The 16,227-nt window shown below is 65.9% G+C and carries 16 protein-coding genes and 1 pseudogene; 3 read left to right on the top strand and 14 right to left on the bottom strand.

The window, feature by feature from the left end:
* Positions 1-3 precede the first annotated feature (3 nt).
* The 6 genes from ACKTEK_RS01975 to purD all read right to left on the bottom strand — a co-directional run bounded on the left by ACKTEK_RS01975 (position 4) and on the right by purD (position 5,565).
* Entirely contained in the window at positions 4-486 is a 483-nt protein-coding gene (locus ACKTEK_RS01975) for a peroxiredoxin (RefSeq protein ID WP_409163559.1), read from the bottom strand.
* Between the two features lie 99 nt (positions 487-585).
* Entirely contained in the window at positions 586-1,395 is an 810-nt protein-coding gene (locus ACKTEK_RS01970; RefSeq protein WP_409163558.1) for a protein-disulfide reductase DsbD domain-containing protein, read from the bottom strand.
* Positions 1,396-1,467: 72 nt separating this feature from the next.
* Positions 1,468-2,295, bottom strand: a complete 828-nt coding sequence (locus tag ACKTEK_RS01965) for a patatin-like phospholipase family protein (RefSeq protein WP_409163557.1) — start codon at positions 2,293-2,295, stop codon at positions 1,468-1,470.
* Positions 2,292-3,386 carry a phosphotransferase family protein gene (locus tag ACKTEK_RS01960; protein ID WP_409163556.1) on the bottom strand — a complete coding sequence of 365 codons (1,095 nt, stop codon included), beginning with the start codon at positions 3,384-3,386 and terminating at the stop codon, positions 2,292-2,294. The genes ACKTEK_RS01965 and ACKTEK_RS01960 overlap by 4 nt, the downstream gene beginning before the upstream one ends.
* Positions 3,383-4,303, bottom strand: coding sequence for an alpha/beta fold hydrolase (locus ACKTEK_RS01955; protein WP_409163555.1), 921 nt, complete (start codon positions 4,301-4,303; stop codon positions 3,383-3,385). The genes ACKTEK_RS01960 and ACKTEK_RS01955 overlap by 4 nt, the downstream gene beginning before the upstream one ends.
* The gene (gene purD, locus ACKTEK_RS01950) at positions 4,300-5,565 is read right to left on the bottom strand and encodes a phosphoribosylamine--glycine ligase (protein ID WP_409164870.1); all 1,266 of its coding nucleotides are present in this window, start codon (positions 5,563-5,565) and stop codon (positions 4,300-4,302) included. Before purD ends, ACKTEK_RS01955 begins: the two co-directional genes overlap by 4 nt.
* Positions 5,566-5,687: 122 nt before the next feature.
* Here purD and xseA point away from each other — a divergent pair, with 122 nt between their 5' ends.
* Entirely contained in the window at positions 5,688-7,265 is a 1,578-nt protein-coding gene (xseA, locus tag ACKTEK_RS01945) for an exodeoxyribonuclease VII large subunit (protein WP_409163554.1), read from the top strand.
* A 77-nt stretch (positions 7,266-7,342) separates the two neighbouring features.
* Entirely contained in the window at positions 7,343-7,552 is a 210-nt protein-coding gene (locus ACKTEK_RS01940; RefSeq protein ID WP_409164869.1) for a DUF2093 domain-containing protein, read from the top strand.
* 13 nt (positions 7,553-7,565) lie between these two features.
* Here the strand turns inward: ACKTEK_RS01940 and lpxK are convergent, their stop codons facing one another.
* From lpxK to ACKTEK_RS01905, 7 genes and pseudogenes are all read right to left on the bottom strand, one after another.
* Positions 7,566-8,612, bottom strand: coding sequence for a tetraacyldisaccharide 4'-kinase (gene lpxK, locus ACKTEK_RS01935; protein WP_409163553.1), 1,047 nt, complete (start codon positions 8,610-8,612; stop codon positions 7,566-7,568).
* A 740-nt stretch (positions 8,613-9,352) separates the two neighbouring features.
* Positions 9,353-9,802 (bottom strand): annotated as a pseudogene (locus ACKTEK_RS01930) (3-deoxy-D-manno-octulosonic acid transferase); the annotation flags it as partial.
* 146 nt (positions 9,803-9,948) lie between these two features.
* Positions 9,949-10,647: a lysophospholipid acyltransferase family protein gene (locus ACKTEK_RS01925; RefSeq protein ID WP_409163552.1), complete on the bottom strand. Its 699-nt coding sequence runs from the start codon at positions 10,645-10,647 to the stop codon at positions 9,949-9,951.
* A gap of 5 nt (positions 10,648-10,652) precedes the next feature.
* Entirely contained in the window at positions 10,653-12,449 is a 1,797-nt protein-coding gene (locus ACKTEK_RS01920) for an ABC transporter ATP-binding protein (protein WP_409163551.1), read from the bottom strand.
* 172 nt (positions 12,450-12,621) lie between these two features.
* On the bottom strand, positions 12,622-12,876 hold the full coding sequence (locus tag ACKTEK_RS01915; RefSeq protein ID WP_409163550.1) for a DUF4170 domain-containing protein: 255 nt from the start codon (positions 12,874-12,876) through the stop codon (positions 12,622-12,624).
* Positions 12,877-12,898: 22 nt separating this feature from the next.
* Complete coding sequence (locus ACKTEK_RS01910; RefSeq protein WP_409163549.1) at positions 12,899-13,711, bottom strand: 3'(2'),5'-bisphosphate nucleotidase CysQ; 813 nt, start codon at positions 13,709-13,711, stop codon at positions 12,899-12,901.
* Positions 13,698-15,050, bottom strand: a complete 1,353-nt coding sequence (locus ACKTEK_RS01905) for a TldD/PmbA family protein (protein WP_409163548.1) — start codon at positions 15,048-15,050, stop codon at positions 13,698-13,700. Before ACKTEK_RS01905 ends, ACKTEK_RS01910 begins: the two co-directional genes overlap by 14 nt.
* 232 nt (positions 15,051-15,282) lie before the next feature.
* Between ACKTEK_RS01905 and ACKTEK_RS01900 the strand changes: the two genes are divergently transcribed.
* Positions 15,283-15,852 (top strand): DUF6101 family protein, encoded by a 570-nt coding sequence (locus ACKTEK_RS01900; RefSeq protein ID WP_409163547.1) that lies wholly within the window; start codon positions 15,283-15,285, stop codon positions 15,850-15,852.
* A 12-nt stretch (positions 15,853-15,864) separates the two neighbouring features.
* Here the strand turns inward: ACKTEK_RS01900 and ACKTEK_RS01895 are convergent, their stop codons facing one another.
* Complete coding sequence (locus tag ACKTEK_RS01895) at positions 15,865-16,209, bottom strand: antibiotic biosynthesis monooxygenase family protein (RefSeq protein WP_409163546.1); 345 nt, start codon at positions 16,207-16,209, stop codon at positions 15,865-15,867.
* Positions 16,210-16,227 lie beyond the last annotated feature (18 nt).

Genomic DNA, 16,227 nt, shown 5'->3' with positions numbered 1-16,227 from the left:
GCCCTAAAGCTGCGCCAGCAGCGTTTCGGCGCTGGAGGCTTCAGCCTTGCCGGGGGATTCCTCGATGTTGAGCTTCTTCACGACGCCGTCGTCGACCACCATCGAGTAGCGCTTGGAGCGGGTGCCCATGCCGGCGCCGGACATGTCGATGTCGAGGCCGAGCGCCTTGGTGAACTCGGCATTGCCGTCAGACAGCATCGTCACTTTCCCGTCCGCCTCGCCGATATGCGACCAGGCGTGCAGCACGTCGGCATCGTTCACCGACACGCAGGCGATCTCGTCGATGCCATGGGCATGGAAAGTTTCGGCGTTGTTCACGAAGCCCGGCAGGTGCGCCTTGGAGCATGTGCCGGTGAAGGCACCGGGAACGCCGAACAACACGACCTTGCGGCCACCAAAGACATCATCCGTGCTGCGCTTTTCGCGCCCGTTTTCGGTCTTCACGAAAAACTGCGCCTGCGGCAAACGGTCACCAACTGCGATCATGTGGAAGGTCCTCCCCCAAATTGGCGGCCGCACAGGGGCCGCATCCTGCACCAGCACATATGGCGGCGCGGGAGAATGTCAGGTGGGGCGTTGTGAAATTCAGCGCGCGGTGAGTTCGACGGTCTCTTCCCACGCGCCATCGGGACCAAGCGCCGTGACCGTCAGTTTCACGCCGTCGAGGTCTGCCGCGTCGGGGATTCCACCGGTCGGCAGCGACAGGGTCACCGTGCCGTCGTTCGTGGCGGCCTCCGGGGCTGGGAGGTACCAGTCTTCCGGACCTTCGACGAAGACCCGCTCAGGGCTGGTGCCGGACACAAGTTCGATCTCGATGGGGTCCTGCCGCGTCTTGCCGGGGCGCGCCACGGCGATATTCGTGCCGGACATGGTGCGTTCCGGCACTTTGGCGAGCGATGCCTCGACCTCGACCCGGCCACGCGGGCTGGCGCCACCGGACAGGTCGAGCGTGACGGTCGCCTCCTCGGGCACGCAGATGTCGCTGCACACGGCGTAGCTCAGCGCCAGGTCCAGCTTCGGCGGCGTGTCGCCCGTCGTGCGAATCTCGATGGGCAGCACCACGTCGCCCTTGTAGCCGATGGAGGTGAGACCCGAATCCACGAACCGGACGGGGGTGGGCCAATGCACCTCAACCGAGGCGACACCGTCCGAGGGTGTCCAGTCGAAGATCGGCGGCACGCCGGTTTCGCCCGGTGAGCGCCAATAGGTCTTCCACCCGTCCTTGAGGTCGATCTCCAGCCCCGCGCGCCACACGCCTGGCTCCGGGTTGCCGGCGTTGATGAGGCGCACGCGGGCATAGCCGCCCTGCGACCAGTCGGACGCGGAGTCGGCCACGGCTACGGTTGAAACGAGCGCCAGCGCGGCGGCGGCGAGAAAGGGCTTTGCGATTGTCATGGCACGATGAATAGGGCCGCCAATCGCGGCTTTCCAGTGACAGCGAAACACAAGCGCGTGTGGCGCGCGCGATCAGGCATCGGCTTTCACGTTCTCACGCAGCCACGCGCACACTTCCTCTCCGGCGGCCTCGCCCTTTGCGATGATGTCGGCAACCTGGAAGAAGTCGAACATCGTCATGTTGCGGATGTCGGGATAGACGACAAGCGCGGGCACATGTGCCGCGTAGCGGGCCTGCGCTATGGCGCGCATCATAATCTGCGCCGAGCCGATCAGCGCCGTGATGGGTGGTGGCACCTCGCCGGGCACCGCGTTGGGGAGCGTCACGACGTCGGACGCGATGACCGGGTCGCCGCAACGCCCAGCCACTTCGTGCGGTGTCGGGTTGACGATGCCCCCGTCGAGCAGCACGCGCTCGCCATCGACCACGCCGCGCATGACCGGCGGAAACGCGATGCTGGCGGCGATTGCCGAGAGCAGCGGGCCTTTCTCGAAGACCACTTCGTTGCCGGTGGTGAAATCAACCGCCACCGCCTTGAACGGGATGGGCAGGTCCTCGATGCGCGGCGGCAGGTCCTCTGGCAGGAAGGCTTCCAGCAGCAGCTTGGGGTCGAGCGCGCCGGACTTGGTGAAGCTGATCGACAACAGCCGCCCGCGCCCGCGCACCTTCATCAGCCGCGACATGACGTCAGAGCGCTTGGCGAACATCGCGATGCACTGTTCGCGGACATCGCTCGCCTTCATGCCGCTGGCATAGAGCGCGCCGATGAGTGCGCCCATGGACGTGCCGGCGATGCAGGACGGCGTGACGCCGCAATCGTCGAACGCCTCGCAGACGGGGATATGCGCAAAGCCCCGCGCGCCACCGCCCGACAGCGCCAGCGCAACGCCCTTGCTCATGCTCCTGCCCCGGCGCGTTGCGCCCAGTGCCATCCGGACTTGGCCAGCGGCCCGACCTGCCGCGCCATCGCGGCGGCATTGGCGTTGGCTGCCGTCCCGTCGCGCACGCGGCCAACGATTCCTTGCAGGATCGCGGCAAGGCGGAAGAAGTTGTAGGCAAAATAGGCGTCCAGATCGGGGATGCCGTCGCGGCCCGTGCGCGCGCAATAGGCGGCGACGTAGTCCTCCAGCGACGGGATGCCGAGGCGTTCCAGGTCGTGGCCGACGAGACTGCCGGTGCCGGAGCCGTCATCGGTGGGCGGCATCACCCACTGCATCAGGTGATAGGTGAAATCGGCAAGCGGATCGCCCAGCGTCGACAGTTCCCAGTCGAGCACGGCGACGACGCGCGGCGCGTCGGGTGCAAGGATGAGGTTATCGAGCCGATAGTCACCGTGGACGAGCCGCGCCGGGCCGCTTTCTGGCAGGTTGTCCGGCAGCCAGTCCATCAGCGCGTCCATCTCGGGCACGTTCTCGGTGCGCGAGGCGACATAGTTCTTCGACCAGCGCGCGACCTGCCGGGCGAGGTAATTGTCCGGCTTGCCGAAATCGCCAAGGCCAATTTCATGCGGGTCGAAGCCGTGCAGCTTGGCGATGGTGTCGTTCATCGCGTCGTAGACCGCCGCGCGCTCGCCTGCCTCCATGCCGGGGCAATGCGGCTCCCAGACGACGCGCCCGTCCACCTTGTCCATGAGGTAGAACGCAGTGCCGACGACGTTCTCGTCCTCACACAGGAACCAGGCCTTCGGAACCGGGAAGCCCTGCGTGTGCAGCGCGGCGATGACGCGGTATTCGCGGTCGACGGCGTGAGCGGACGGCAGCAGGTTGCCCGGCGGCTTCTTGCGCAGCACGTAGGTGCGCGCCGGCGTTTCCACCACGTATGTCGGGTTGGACTGGCCGCCCTTGAACTGGGACAGGCGGATCGGCCCGGCAAAGCCCTCGACGCGGTCGGCGAGATAGGCTTCCAGTTCCTGCACGTCGATCTCGAAGCCCCTGGCGACGGCGCGCGTGCCGCTGAAGGCCTCCTGCCGGTCCAGCTTGTCGTCACTCATGCGCTGAAAAACTCCATCAATGCATCGAGGGTCGCATCCGGGTTTTCTTCCGCAAGGAAATGCCCGCTGTCGATGGCATGGCCGCGCACATCCTCGGCCCACTGCCGCCAGATGTTGAGCAAGGCATCATCGCCGCCGCCAGCAGGAATTCCGCTCTCGCCCCAGATGGCCAGCAGCGGGACTGAAATGCGCTTGCCCTGCTCGCGGTCCTTGCGGTCCGCTGCCATGTCGTAGGTCGCGCCCGCGCGATAATCCTCGCACATGGCGTGGATGCGCTCGGGAACATCATAGCCCGCGCGGTAGTGCGCCATGGCGGCGGCGTCGAACGCCTCCAGCGACTTCGTTCCGGTCCAGCTTGCCAGCGTCATGTCGAGGTAGGCGACCGCGCTCGGCACGATGAGCGTTTCAGGCAGCGGATAGGGCTGCGCGAGGAAAGGCCAGTGGTAGGTCTTGATGGATTCCCGCCAACCGAACGACTCCCACTGCGCCAGCGTCGGCACGATGTCGAGCAGCGCGATGCGTTCCACGCGGCCGGGATGATCCAGCGCCAGCCGGTAGGCGACACGCCCGCCACGATCATGACCGGCGATGGAAAACCGCGCGTGGCCAAGCTTTTCCATCAGTGCGACGACATCGCGCGCCAGCGCGCGCTTGGACATGGTTTCATGGTCGTCGGCAGCCTCGGGGAGCGAACTCCAGCCGTAGCCGCGCATGTCCGGGATCACGAGGCTGAAATGCTCGGCCAGTTTTGGTGCGATTCTGTGCCAGCAGACATGGGTCTGCGGGTAGCCGTGCAGCAGCACGAGCGGAGGCCCTTCGCCACCGGTGCGGCAGAAGATGCGCGCCTCGCCGGTTTCAACGTAAGCGCTGTCGAAGCCCGGAAACAGGTCAGCCAAGTCGTCGTTTTCTTCGCTCAACGCTTGCTCTTCTCGCGTTCGATTTCGCGCCAGCCGATATCGGTGCGGTTGAAGCCGCCCGGCCAGTGGATTTTCCCGACCCCAGCATAGGCCTTCGCGGCGGCCTCGGTCACGTCCTTGCCAAGCCCGGTGACGCAGAGCACGCGCCCGCCGGTGGCAACGAGATCCTCCCCGTTTCGCGCGGTGCCGGCGTGGAAGACAATGGCCTCGTCCTCGTCGATCGCCTCGACGCCTTCGATCTTCGAACCCTTCTCGTAGGAACCGGGATAGCCGTTCGCGGCCATGACGACGGTGAGCGCCGTATCGTCGCGCCAGTTCGCCGTCACGCCGTCGAGTTCGCCCTTGGCCACGGCAAGCAGGATCTCCAGCAGGTCGCTGTCGAGCCGCGCCATCAGCACCTGGCATTCCGGGTCGCCAAAGCGGATGTTGTACTCGATCAGCTTCGGGCCTTCGTCGGAGAGGATCAGCCCGGCATACAGCACGCCGGCAAACGGCATGCCTTCCGCCGCCATGCCCTTCACGGTCGGCTCGACGATGCGTTGAATCGCTTTATTCACGAGGTCCGGCGTCATGACCGGGGCCGGCGAATAGGCCCCCATTCCGCCGGTGTTTGGGCCTTCATCGCCATCGAACGCGCGCTTGTGGTCCTGCGCGGTGGCAAGCGGCAGGATCGACGTCCCGTCGCTGAGCACGAAGAAACTTGCCTCCTCGCCGACGAGACATTCCTCGATGACGACCTCGCCGCCACCGGCCATGCAGTCGTCCAGCGCGGTCAGCGCCTCGCCCACGGTGGTCGCGACCGTCACGCCCTTGCCGGCGGCCAGCCCGTCCGCCTTGATGACGATGGGGGCGCCTTCCTGCTCGACCCAGGCGCGCGCATCGCTGATATCGTTGAAGTGACGGTAGCGGGCGGTGGGGATGTTGTGGCGATCACACAGGCTCTTGGTGAAGGCCTTGGAGCCTTCAAGCTGGGCGGCTTCCCTCGAGGGGCCGAACACCGGGATACCGGCCGCACGCAGGTCATCCGCAAGGCCCGCAACAAGCGGAGCCTCCGGGCCGACCACGACGAGGCCGATGCTCATCATCTTGCAGAAATTCTCGACCGATGCGTGGTCGCTCACGTCGACCGTCACGCACTCGGCAACGGCTGCAATTCCCGCGTTGCCCGGCGCACAGAACAGCTTGCCCAGCATAGGGCTTTTGGCAATCGCCCAGGCCAGCGCGTGCTCACGCCCGCCGCCCCCGATCAACAACACATCGATGGCTGCCATATGCGATTTGCTCCTGCTGACTTGTCCGTGCGATCTCTGGCAGGTCATGTAGCATCGAAACCGGGATTCGGTCACCAATCGCAACCGATTCAACCAGGATTTGAGGACTCGCCGTGCCCGCACCCATCAGCAACCTGCCCGAATTCTCCGTTTCGGAGATTTCGCAGGCGATCAAGCGCACGATGGAGGACACCTTCGGCCACGTGCGGCTGCGGGGGGAGATTTCCGGCTTTCGCGGGCCGCATTCTTCCGGCCACTGCTACTTCTCGCTGAAGGACCAGAATTCCAAGATCGACGCCATCGTGTGGCGCGGCAGCTACCGCAAGATGGAGCGCTGGCTGGAAGAAGGGCTGGAGGTCATCGCCACGGGCAAGGTGACCACCTACCCGGCGAAATCCGGATACCAGATCGTCATCGATTCCATTGAGCCGGCCGGTGTTGGTGCGCTGCTGGCGCAGCTTGAGGAGCGCCGCAAGAAACTTGCCGCGGAAGGGCTGTTCGATGCCGAGCGCAAGCGCGCCCTGCCCTACCTGCCGCGCGTGATCGGCGTCGTCACGTCGCCGACAGGCGCGGTCATCCGCGACATCCTCCACCGCATCGCGGACCGCTTCCCGGTTCGGGTGCTGGTCTGGCCGGTGCGGGTGCAGGGCGAAGGTGCGGCGGAAGAGGTCGCGCGTGGCATCGCCGGCATGAACGCGCTTGCCGAGACCGACGGCGCGGGCGAGCGGTTGCGGCCCGACATCCTCATCGTCGCGCGTGGCGGCGGCAGCCTTGAGGACCTGTGGGCCTTCAACGAGGAAGTGGTGGTGCGCGCAGCCGCAGGCAGTGCCATACCGCTCATCTCGGCGGTCGGCCACGAGACGGACACCACGCTGATCGACTTCGCGTCCGACCGGCGCGCGCCGACGCCGACGGCGGCAGCCGAAATGGCGGTGCCGGTGCGCGCGGAGCTTCTTGCCAATATCGACGACCGCGCGGCGCGGTTGCGGCGGTGTTCGGTACAGATGCTGGAACAGCGGCGCGCCAACGTGCTCGGCCTTGCGCGCGGATTGCCGAAGCTTGAAGACCTGCTCGCCATTCCCCGCCAGCGGCTCGATACCGCAAGCACGCAGCTTCCTGCCGCGACCCGGCGATTGCTGCGCGAGCGGATGCAGGCGGTCACGGCACTGTCGCGCGCCATGCCGCGGCTCGACCGCATCACGCAACTGCCGACGCGCCATTTCGCGGAAGTGTCGGCCCAGTTCGCGCGCGCCCAGAGCGTCTACCTGCGTCAGCAGCGGCAGGGCTTCACCGCCTGCGCTACGCGGCTTTCGCCCGTCAGCGTGCGACGCGGGATCGAGCGCGGCAGCGAACGGCTGAACAACGCGACGGGCCGGTTTGCGCGCGCAGCACGGCGCGAGGACGAGGTGCGGCGTGCGCGCCTCGACCAGGTGTCGAGCCTGCTCGCGACGCTGAGCCACCGGGCCACTCTGGAGCGCGGGTTCGCGCTGGTGCGCGACCTGAACGGCGACCTCGTACGCGGTGCGGACGCCGCCGCTAAGGCCAGGCGCATCGCCATCGAATTCGCGGATGGATCGGTCACGGCGGACGTCGCTGGCACCACAGACACGCCGCCGACGCCCAAGGCCAGGCCGAAGCCTGCGAGCCGTGCGGTGCCGCCACGCGGCGGACAAGGCAGCCTGTTCGACTGATTTTGGAAACTGGCAATGCAACGGCGTGACGTTTAAGATCGCGCCGCAATGGCCAAGAGGACACACGCGTGAACCGCATGGAAAACCCGAAGCCGGGAAGCGAAGCCCAGCTCCGTTACACCGACAGCGACTACCAGGTGCTGAAATCCGGTGAGTTCGTGCGTTGTGCGGTGACCGGCATGGCCATCCCGCTCGATGAACTTCGCTACTGGAGCGGCGAGCGGCAGGAAGCCTATGTCGATGCCAAGGCTGCCAGCGAGCGCGAGAAGTCCGTTCGCGGCAACTGACGGCCTTGCGGCTTCAGGCCTGCGGCGCGGTCTCCTCCTTCGGAGCGAAGTTCGCGCGAAGCGATTTCAGCAACTTGTCGAGATTGTGCGCTCCGGTCCGGTCGAACCCGACCGTGATCGGGAGAACCTGCGTCTGCGCGGCAAGGCGCGCGATGACCGGCTCCTCGCTCGCCTGAAAGCGGATCGCGTCCTTCTCAGTCGTGACGAGGACCGCATCGCGCTTGTCAGCCAGCGCCAGCAGGTCTTCCGCATCGCGAAGGCTGTAGACGTGGTGGTCGGGGAAGACGCGCGTCTCGACGACGTCCAGTTCCAGCCCGCTTAATGTCGCGAAGAACTTCTCCGGCAGGCCGATGCCAGCGAATGCCACCAACCGTTTGCCGCGCAGGTTGGCGACGGCGTGAGGCTCGGCCTGGATATGCCCGCGCATGGCCACCAGTCCGCGCCGCTCCCCCATGCGCAGGTGGGGATCGGCGTCTTTCGCCTCACCAATGACGATCATGCCGCCTGCCCGGCCAAGCTGGCGGGACAGGTCGGCGCGCAAGGGACCGGCGGGGAAAACAAGGCCATTGCCGAGCCCTGCGCGGGCATCGACCACGACGATGGAGAGGTCCTTGGCAAGCGTCGGGTTCTGGAAGCCGTCATCCATCACGACCACGTCGCAGCCGGCATCGATGAGCGCCTGCGCACCGGCAGGCCGGTCCGGCGAACAGACCGTTTTTGCGTGACGCGCGAGCAGCAACGGTTCGTCGCCAAAGCTGGCAGACGCACCTTTCGGGTCGACCATCACCGGCTTGACGATGCGCGCGCCGTAACCGCGCGACAGGAAGCCCGGCGTGCATCCGTCGCTCTTCAGCCTGCGGGCAATCTCAATCGCCACAGGCGTCTTGCCGGCGCCGCCCAGCGTGAGATTGCCGACGCACAGGACCGGCACCAGCGGGCGCTGCGGAATTGTAACGAGGTGACGAAGCTCACCGGCCCAGCCATAGAGCAGGCCCAGCGGCGAGAGCATGTGTGCGGCCAGGTTCGGCTTCTTCAGGTTCCAGAATGCCGGTGGCTGCACGCGCGCTACCCCTGTTGCTGCGGCGGTTGCTCGCCTTTCGGCGCAAGGACTGCACGCAGCATCGGGCCGATGGCCTTGAAGGTTGCGTCCAGCGCGCCGGAATAAGGCGCCAGCGCCGTTTGCGCGGCATTGGCGCGCAGCTGTGCCTTCTGGCGATTGTCGATCAACTGGCCCATGGCCTGCGCTAGCTGGATCGCACCGGTGACGGTTTCCGCGCCGCCGCCCATGTCGAGCGCGCCGTAGACCTCGTTGAAGTTGCCCACGTGCGGGCCGTGCACGACAGCACAGCCGAGCTTGGTTGGCTCGATGGGGTTCTGCCCTCCGTGGCGCACCATGGAGCCGCCCATGAAGCAGGCCGGCACCGTGCGAAACACCAGACCCAGTTCGCCGATGGTATCGAAGATGTAGAACGTGGCGTCGCGGCGCGGCTGCGGTTCCTTGGAGCGCAGCTGGACCGAGTGGCCACGCGCGGTCAGCATGTTGGCGATCTCCGGCCCGCGTTCGGGATGGCGCGGCGCGATGATCGTGACAAGGCGCTGGCGGCGCGCACTGAGTTCCTTGTGCGCTTCCTCGACGATTTCCTCTTCACCGGGATGGGTACTGATCGCCGCCCAGCGCGGGCGCGCAGCAAAGGCTGCCCGGAACATCGCGAGTTCGGACGGGTCTGCCGGCGGCGCGGGCACATCGAACTTGATGTTGCCGGACTGGATGACGTTGCGCGCGCCAAGTTCGCGCAGCCGGTCCGCATCGCCCGCCGACTGCGCCAGCACCACGCGGAAGCAGGAGAGAAGCGCGCCGATGGAATTGGGGAAGCGCTGCCAGCGCGAGAACGAACGCGGTGACATGCGGGCATTCACCAGCGCCATGTGCGCACCGGCGCGGGCTGCCGTCGTCAGCATGTTCGGCCAGAGTTCGGATTCGGCGAAGAACACCAGCTGCGGCCGCCAGTGTGACAGGAACCGGTTGACGAAGACCGGCATGTCGATGGGCACATACTGGTGGATGGCGCGGGCGGGAAGACTGCGCTCCACGATGCGTGCCGAGGTCACCGTGGTCGTCGTCACCAGAATGTTCAGATCGGGGAACGTGTCATGCAGCCTGCGGATCAGCGGCAGCATGGAGACTGATTCACCGACGCTCGCCGCATGGGCCCACAGGAGCGGACCCTTGGGCCGCGAGACCCCCGCCATGCCGAAGCGCTCACCTCGCCGGGAGGGATCTTCCTTGCCGCGCTTGGTGCGCCAGGTGACGATCAGCCCGGCCAGCGGGGTCAGGATGCGCGTCAGCAGGCGATAGAGCCCGAGCAGCTTTCCCGATGGCCTGCGGCGCTTCTTGCTCATGCCTCACCTGCGGCCAGTTGGTAGGCGCGTTCCGTCGCCGCGTTCAGTTCGAGTTCGACGAGCTGCCGCTTTTCCTCGAGCGTCTCGTCGTCGCAGTTCTTCGGCACGTGGATGGCCGGGCGACCGGCAATCGCGATGCGGCTGAACGGCAGGTTGATGACCGATCTGTCCCAGTTGCTGAGGTGGCGATGGCGGCTCGTCGTAATCGCGACGGGAATGATCGGCCGCCCGGAATGGCTTGCCAGCCGCACGATGCCAGGTCCCGCGACGCGGCTGACCTTCGGTACGTCGGCGGTCAGGGCGATGATGGTTCCCTGCTCCAGACGCGTCAGCATCTCACGAAACGCCGGCACGCCGCCCTTGCGGTGGATCGAGCGGTCGTGCGAGCCGGAACCGCGCACCGTGCCGATGCCGAGCTTGTGGGCGGCGATGGCGTTGATCTCTCCGTCGCGGTGGCGCGAAATCAGCGCGTCCACCTTGTAGTCCAGCCGGCGCACGAAGGGGGCCATGAAATGTTCGCCGTGCCACATGGCGAAGATGAACGGCACCTCGTCGACCATGTTGTCATAGAGGTCCGGCGGGTCGATCACGTAGCGACTGGTGACATGGACGAGGCGCAGGTAGTTGGCGACGGCACTGCCCGCCAAGTTCTGGAAGGCCGCCGAGCGGCCCAGCTTCTTGAGCATTCCGGCCATGGCGCCTACTCGCCCGCGAGGCGAGTGGCGGTTTCGTCATCTGCGAGTTCCACCGGCTCGAGTTCGCCGAACTGCTTTTCGTAGAGACGGCGATACAGCCCGCCGCGCGCCAGCAGGTCTTCGTGCTTGCCGCTGTCGACGATGCGGCCGTCTTCCAGCACGTAGATGATGTCGGCTTTCTTCACCGTGGAGAGGCGATGCGCGATCATGATGACGGTGCGGTCGTCGACCATGTTGTCGAGCGCGAACTGGAGCTTGGATTCCGCCTCGCTGTCGAGCGAGGACGTCGGTTCGTCCAGCAGCAGGATCGGCGCATCGCGCAGCATGGCGCGGGCGAAGGAAATGCGCTGCTTCTGCCCCCCGGACAGGCGGTTGCCGGACTCGCCGACGCGCGTCTCGTAGCCTTCCGGCATTTCCATGATGAACTCGTGCGCGGCGGCCATGCGGGCGGCATTCTCGATGCCCTCGCGCGTCACATCGTCCGTGCCGTAGCTGATATTGGCCGCGATGGTGTCGTCGAAGAGGAACGGATCCTGGGTGACGAGGGCTGAAGCCGCGCGGACGCTGGCAACGGTCGCGTTGTTGACGTTCTCGCCATCGATCAGGATTTCACCGGCAGATGGCTGGTAGAAGCGCAGGATGAGGTTGAGGACCGTGCTCTTGCCCGCGCCCGAGGGACCTACAAGCGCCACCTTCTGCTTGGGCGGAATGTCGATGTCGAAATCCTTCAGCACCAGCGTCGAGGCGTTGTAGCCGAAGGAGACCTTCTCGAAGCGGATCGCGCCGTCACTGACCTTCAGCGGCGCGGCGTCGTCCCCGTCGCGGATCTCGGCCATCTGGTCGATCACCGCGAACACGCGGGACGCTGCGGCAACGCCGACCTGGAAGGTGGTCTGAAGCTGCGCCAGCGCCTTCAGTGGTTGATAGAGCAGCATGGCGGCGGTGATGAAGCCCATGAACTCGCCCGGCGTCATCGTGCCGGTGATGCCCCGGTATCCGCCGTAGAAGATGGCCGCCGCGATGCCGATGCCCGACAGGGCCTCGGTGATGGGGCCGGAGGCCGCGCTGACGCGGCGCGCCTGCATGGCGAATTCCACCGTGCGGTCGATCACCTCGCGCACGCGATTGGTCTCGGCGTCCTCGCGCCCATAAGCCTTCACCACGCGAATGCCGCTCAGCGCCTGCTGTATGAACGACGTCAGGTCGCCGTTTTCCTGGAAGACGCGGGTCGAGGAGCGGATCATCTTCTTGCGCTGCTTGCCCATTTGCCGGAAGGCAAACGGCAGGCCGATGGCCGCGGCAAAGGTCAGCACCCAGTCCATGTAGAACATGGCGGCGATCAGGAAGACGCATTTCAGCAGGTTCTTGCCGATACCCACGATGGTGACACCGGCTGCCGCCTGGACTGCGCCGACATCGCCCAGCACGGACGCAGTGAAGCGACCTGTATGGGTGCGCTGGATCCAGGACAGGTCGGCATGCATCAGCGCGTGGAACATCTTCTCGCGCAGGGATGCCGTAATGCGCTGGCCGATAAATTCCTCGCTGATCGCGGAAACGTACTCGGCAAGTGCCTTCACGCAGACAACCACGATTACCAGCACGGGCAGGTAATAGAGGCTGTTCATGTTCTTCGCGACGACGATCTGGTCGGACGTGAGCTGCATCAGGAAGGGCAGCGCACCCGTCGCCGCAGCGACACCCGCCATGGCGCCGAAGGACATGAACAGGTAGTTGCGCATGGGCAGCAGGTGGTCGCGCACCATCCGGCGAATGACCACACCGGCTGACAACGGCGCCACGGTGAGCGTGTCGTCGCCCCGTGTCCGCTCGTTCTTCTCGCGGAATATCCTGCTGTTTAACGACGCGTTTTTCATTGTTCGCAGGTTTTAGAGAAGTGTGAGCCCTGCGTCACGCACGGTTTTCGCGCGCACGACGTTTTCAGGACGGTGAAAACCGTTTGCCGGACGCAGTCTAGGAGCGAGTCGTGTCCGTTTCGGGGTCAAGCAAGCGGTGCACGTGAACGATGAAATACCGCACGTGGGCGTTGTCCACGCTGCGCTGTGCAGCGCCCTTCCAAGCGTCGTAGGCAGCGGCGTAGCTCGGGTACATCCCAACAACCTCAACCTCGTCGAGGTTGCGAAAGGTCGTGCCCTTCAGGTTTTCCAGCTCGCCACCGATCACGATGTGCAGAAGCTGGTCTGATTTTGATTCGGCGTCACTCGACATGGCTCTTCAATCTCCTGTCCTGTCAGGCATCGGCATTTTGATCGAACGCGGCGCGCATCGCCGCATGCAGCGGCGGGCCAGCCGCGATGATGGGCGGCACGCGGGGCGTGGCCTTGTTGAATACCGGCAATGCGCCATCGAGATGCGTCACGCAGCCACCGGCTTCTTCCACGATAAGCCCTGCGGCAGCCACGTCCCATTCGTGGGCATGGCCGGCGGATACAGTCGCGTCGACCTCGCCGCAGGCCGTCAGCGCGAAACGGTAGGCAAGCGAGGGGCAGTACCGGTGCCGGAGCGAACCCGACACTTCGCCGAGCGGTTCGACCGCGCGCTTGGCGGCACAGATGCGCGCGCCGGACAGTTCGCCTGCGCTGGTGACGGAAATCGGCTTGTCGTTGCAGCGCGCACCGCCGCCGCGCACGGCGGCAAACATCTCGCCGCGCATCGGATTGTGGACGATGGCCGCGACGCTGCGGCCCTCCTCCACGACAGCGGCGCAGATCGTCCATTCATCCGAGCGCTTGATGAAGCCGCGCGTGCCGTCGATCGGATCGACCACGAAAACGCGGCGGCATTCGAGCCTTGCGTGGTCGTTGACGGATTCCTCCGACAGCCAGCCATAGGCCGGGCGGGCGGCGGAGAGCTGCTCCAGCAAGTAGGCATCGACCGCCATGTCGGCCTCGGTGACCGGAGAATCGCCTTCCTTGAGCCAGTGGCGCGCCCCGTTGCGGAAGTAACGCAGCGCGATCTCGCCGGCGGCCTCGACGGCGCGCGTCAGCAGCGCCAGGTCTTCGACGTAGTTGCTGTCTGCCTTCTCGGGGCTAGCGTCCGGCAATCGTCATTCCTTCGACAAGGATGGTCGGTGCGTTGGTGGCGTTGCGATATTCGAGATCATTGGCGGGAACGAGGCGGGCGAACATGTCCATCAGGTTGCCGGCAATGGTGATCTCGGCGACCGGCTCGCCCAGCTTGCCGTCGCGGATGCGGAAGCCAGCCGCGCCACGGCTGTAGTCGCCGGTCACGGTGTTGGCGCCGCGACCGATCAGCTCGGTGACGTAGATGCCGTGCTTGACGCCGGCGATCAGGGCGTCCGGCGCTTCGGTGCCGGGCAGCATGGCAAGGTTCGTGCTCGACGGTGACGGTGCGGAACCGATGCCACGCGCGGCATGGCCGGTTGTCTTGAGCTTGAGTTCGCGCGCCGTGGAGAGGTCCAGCAGCCAGCTCTTCAGCACACCGTCCTCCACGAGCGTGCGCGGCGCAGTGACGATTCCGTCCCCGTCGAAGGGGCGCGAGGCAAGGCCGCGATGGCGCAGCGGGTCATCAACGATGACGACGCCCGGCGAAAAGATGCGCTCGCCCATGCGCGATTTCAGCATCGAGGTGCCGCGCGCGATGGCCGCACCGTTGACCGCGCCGGCAAGGTGCGAAACCAGCGTTGCCGCCACGCGCGGATCAAACACCACGTCGCCGCGCCCGGTTTCCATCTTGTCGGGGTTGAGGCGCTCGACCGCACGCTCGCCCGCGCGCTTGCCGATCTCGACTGCAGAGCGAAGATCGCCGCGATGAAGCGCGCTGGCATAGTCGTAGTCGCGCTGCATCCCCGTCCCCTCGCCCGCAATGGCGCTGACGGACACGCCGTGGCGCGACCGCAGGTAGCCGCCGGCGAAGCCGTTGGAGGAGACAAGCACGACGCCGCCAAGCCCGGTGCTGGCGCTGGCGCCGCCCGACTTCTTTACGCCGTCCACCGCAAGACATGCATCTTCGGCTTCCAGTGCCACCTCCCGCAGGGTGTCGATCTCCACCTCGGTGGTGTCGAGCAGGTCGAGCTCTTCTTCCGAGATGCCGGTGAGCGAGGCATCGGCGATGCCCGCGTAATCGTCTTCGGGCGCGATGCGCGCCATGGCAACCGCGCGTTCGGCAAGTTCCTGGAAACCCCCGACGTCCACCGCGCTGGTGGAGACGATGGCCGAGCGCTTGCCGACGAAGACGCGCAGACCGAGATCGTCGCTCTCGGAATGCTCGATCTCCTCGACCTTGCCGCCGCGCACTTCCACTCCGCGCGAGACCCCGCGCACGGCGACCGCGTCGGCGCTGTCGGCACCGGCGGCACGGGCCGCCTGCACCAGATCGGCGGCAGATTCACGAAGCGGGGAGATATCGAGAAGATCGCTCATGCGGCGGGCAGCGTCCTGACGGCGTGATGTGATCGATTGCGTGTCTCGCCTGAATATGGATCACGCGTTGATTTCGCAAGTGCACACGAGGGCTGGTTAACGCTTAACCTTCCCGGAATTGACCAGTTTTTTACCGAGCTGCTTAAGCCGATCCCAATGCCGGGATGGTTTGATGTTCCTCGATCCGGCGGCCACAAAAAAACAAATCGGACCGCGACAACGGAGAGGCAAAATGAGGCGTCAAACGCTTTTCAGCGGGCTCGATCCCGCATGGTCGGCCGAAGATATCCGGCTCGACCCGACCCAGCTTCCGGCCCGCATCGCCGCCAATGGCGAGGCGGTGCCGGGACGCAGGTCACCGGTTGCTGTCATCGACAACGATTCCGTGACGCTGGCGCAAGCTGCTAACGGCCCGTTCCTGAAGGTGCCGCTCAAGAGCTACCAGTCGGTTCTGCTGGCCGACAACGCGTCGGGCGACGGCAAGCCGGGTATCGTGCTCTTTCACGAGAACAGCGAATTCAACGTGCCGCTGTGCATCGCCAACGATGCCGACGAGTTGCAGGACGCTTGGCAGGCCTGGGGCGAGGCGCTTGGCCGCCCGCTGGCCCGTGACGGAGAGGATGCCGGTTCCCGGCGCCCCACCGCGCAGCTTGGCGGTCTGACGGTATCGCGGCCGCGTGCGCGGCGCGCCAACACGTTCTTCGCCGCGCGGCGTCCGAAGTTCCTCGCCAAGCGCGACTTGGGTAGCGCGGAGAACATCCGCATCCATGCCCCGGAAGCGGAAATCATCGCCCGCGACTAGGCGACGTCCGGTTCAACCATGCACGGCGCGCAGGTCCTCCGGGGCCTGCTCGCGGTCGTCCATCGTGTAGTCGCGCAGAACCTGCGCGACGCGGATGCGATACTTCGCGAAATGCTTGTTGCGGCCGGCCGTCTGCGCCAGCCGGTGCTCAGCGACCTTGCGCCAGCGCTGCACAGACTCCTCGTCGCGCCAGAACGACAGCGACAGGTAGCGCCCCGGCGTCAGCACCGCCTCGAACCTCTCGACCGAAATGAACCCGTCGAAATCGGCCAGCAGGGGCTTGAGTTCGCCTGCAAGGTCGAAATAGGCCCCGGCGTGGCCTTCATGCGGTTCGACTTCGAAAATGATCGCGATCATGTGGACGGTCCTCCCGTA

The organism is Tepidamorphus sp. 3E244 (genome assembly GCF_046159835.1).
Classification (GTDB): Bacteria; Pseudomonadota; Alphaproteobacteria; order Rhizobiales; family Tepidamorphaceae; genus JACKJK01.
The sequence above is the reverse complement of the archived record's forward strand: the minus strand, read 5'-3'. Positions and strand labels throughout refer to the sequence as shown.

Coding starts and splice junctions, on each gene's coding strand:
- ACKTEK_RS01975 (WP_409163559.1), bottom strand. CDS start 486: ATGATCGCAGTTGGTGACCGTTTGCCGCAGGCGCAGTTTTTCGTGAAG.
- ACKTEK_RS01970 (WP_409163558.1), bottom strand. CDS start 1,395: ATGACAATCGCAAAGCCCTTTCTCGCCGCCGCCGCGCTGGCGCTCGTT.
- ACKTEK_RS01965 (WP_409163557.1), bottom strand. CDS start 2,295: ATGAGCAAGGGCGTTGCGCTGGCGCTGTCGGGCGGTGGCGCGCGGGGC.
- ACKTEK_RS01960 (WP_409163556.1), bottom strand. CDS start 3,386: ATGAGTGACGACAAGCTGGACCGGCAGGAGGCCTTCAGCGGCACGCGC.
- ACKTEK_RS01940 (WP_409164869.1), top strand. CDS start 7,343: ATGGAAAACCCGAAGCCGGGAAGCGAAGCCCAGCTCCGTTACACCGAC.
- ACKTEK_RS01925 (WP_409163552.1), bottom strand. CDS start 10,647: ATGGCCGGAATGCTCAAGAAGCTGGGCCGCTCGGCGGCCTTCCAGAAC.
- ACKTEK_RS01915 (WP_409163550.1), bottom strand. CDS start 12,876: ATGTCGAGTGACGCCGAATCAAAATCAGACCAGCTTCTGCACATCGTG.
- ACKTEK_RS01905 (WP_409163548.1), bottom strand. CDS start 15,050: ATGAGCGATCTTCTCGATATCTCCCCGCTTCGTGAATCTGCCGCCGAT.
- ACKTEK_RS01900 (WP_409163547.1), top strand. CDS start 15,283: ATGAGGCGTCAAACGCTTTTCAGCGGGCTCGATCCCGCATGGTCGGCC.
- ACKTEK_RS01895 (WP_409163546.1), bottom strand. CDS start 16,209: ATGATCGCGATCATTTTCGAAGTCGAACCGCATGAAGGCCACGCCGGG.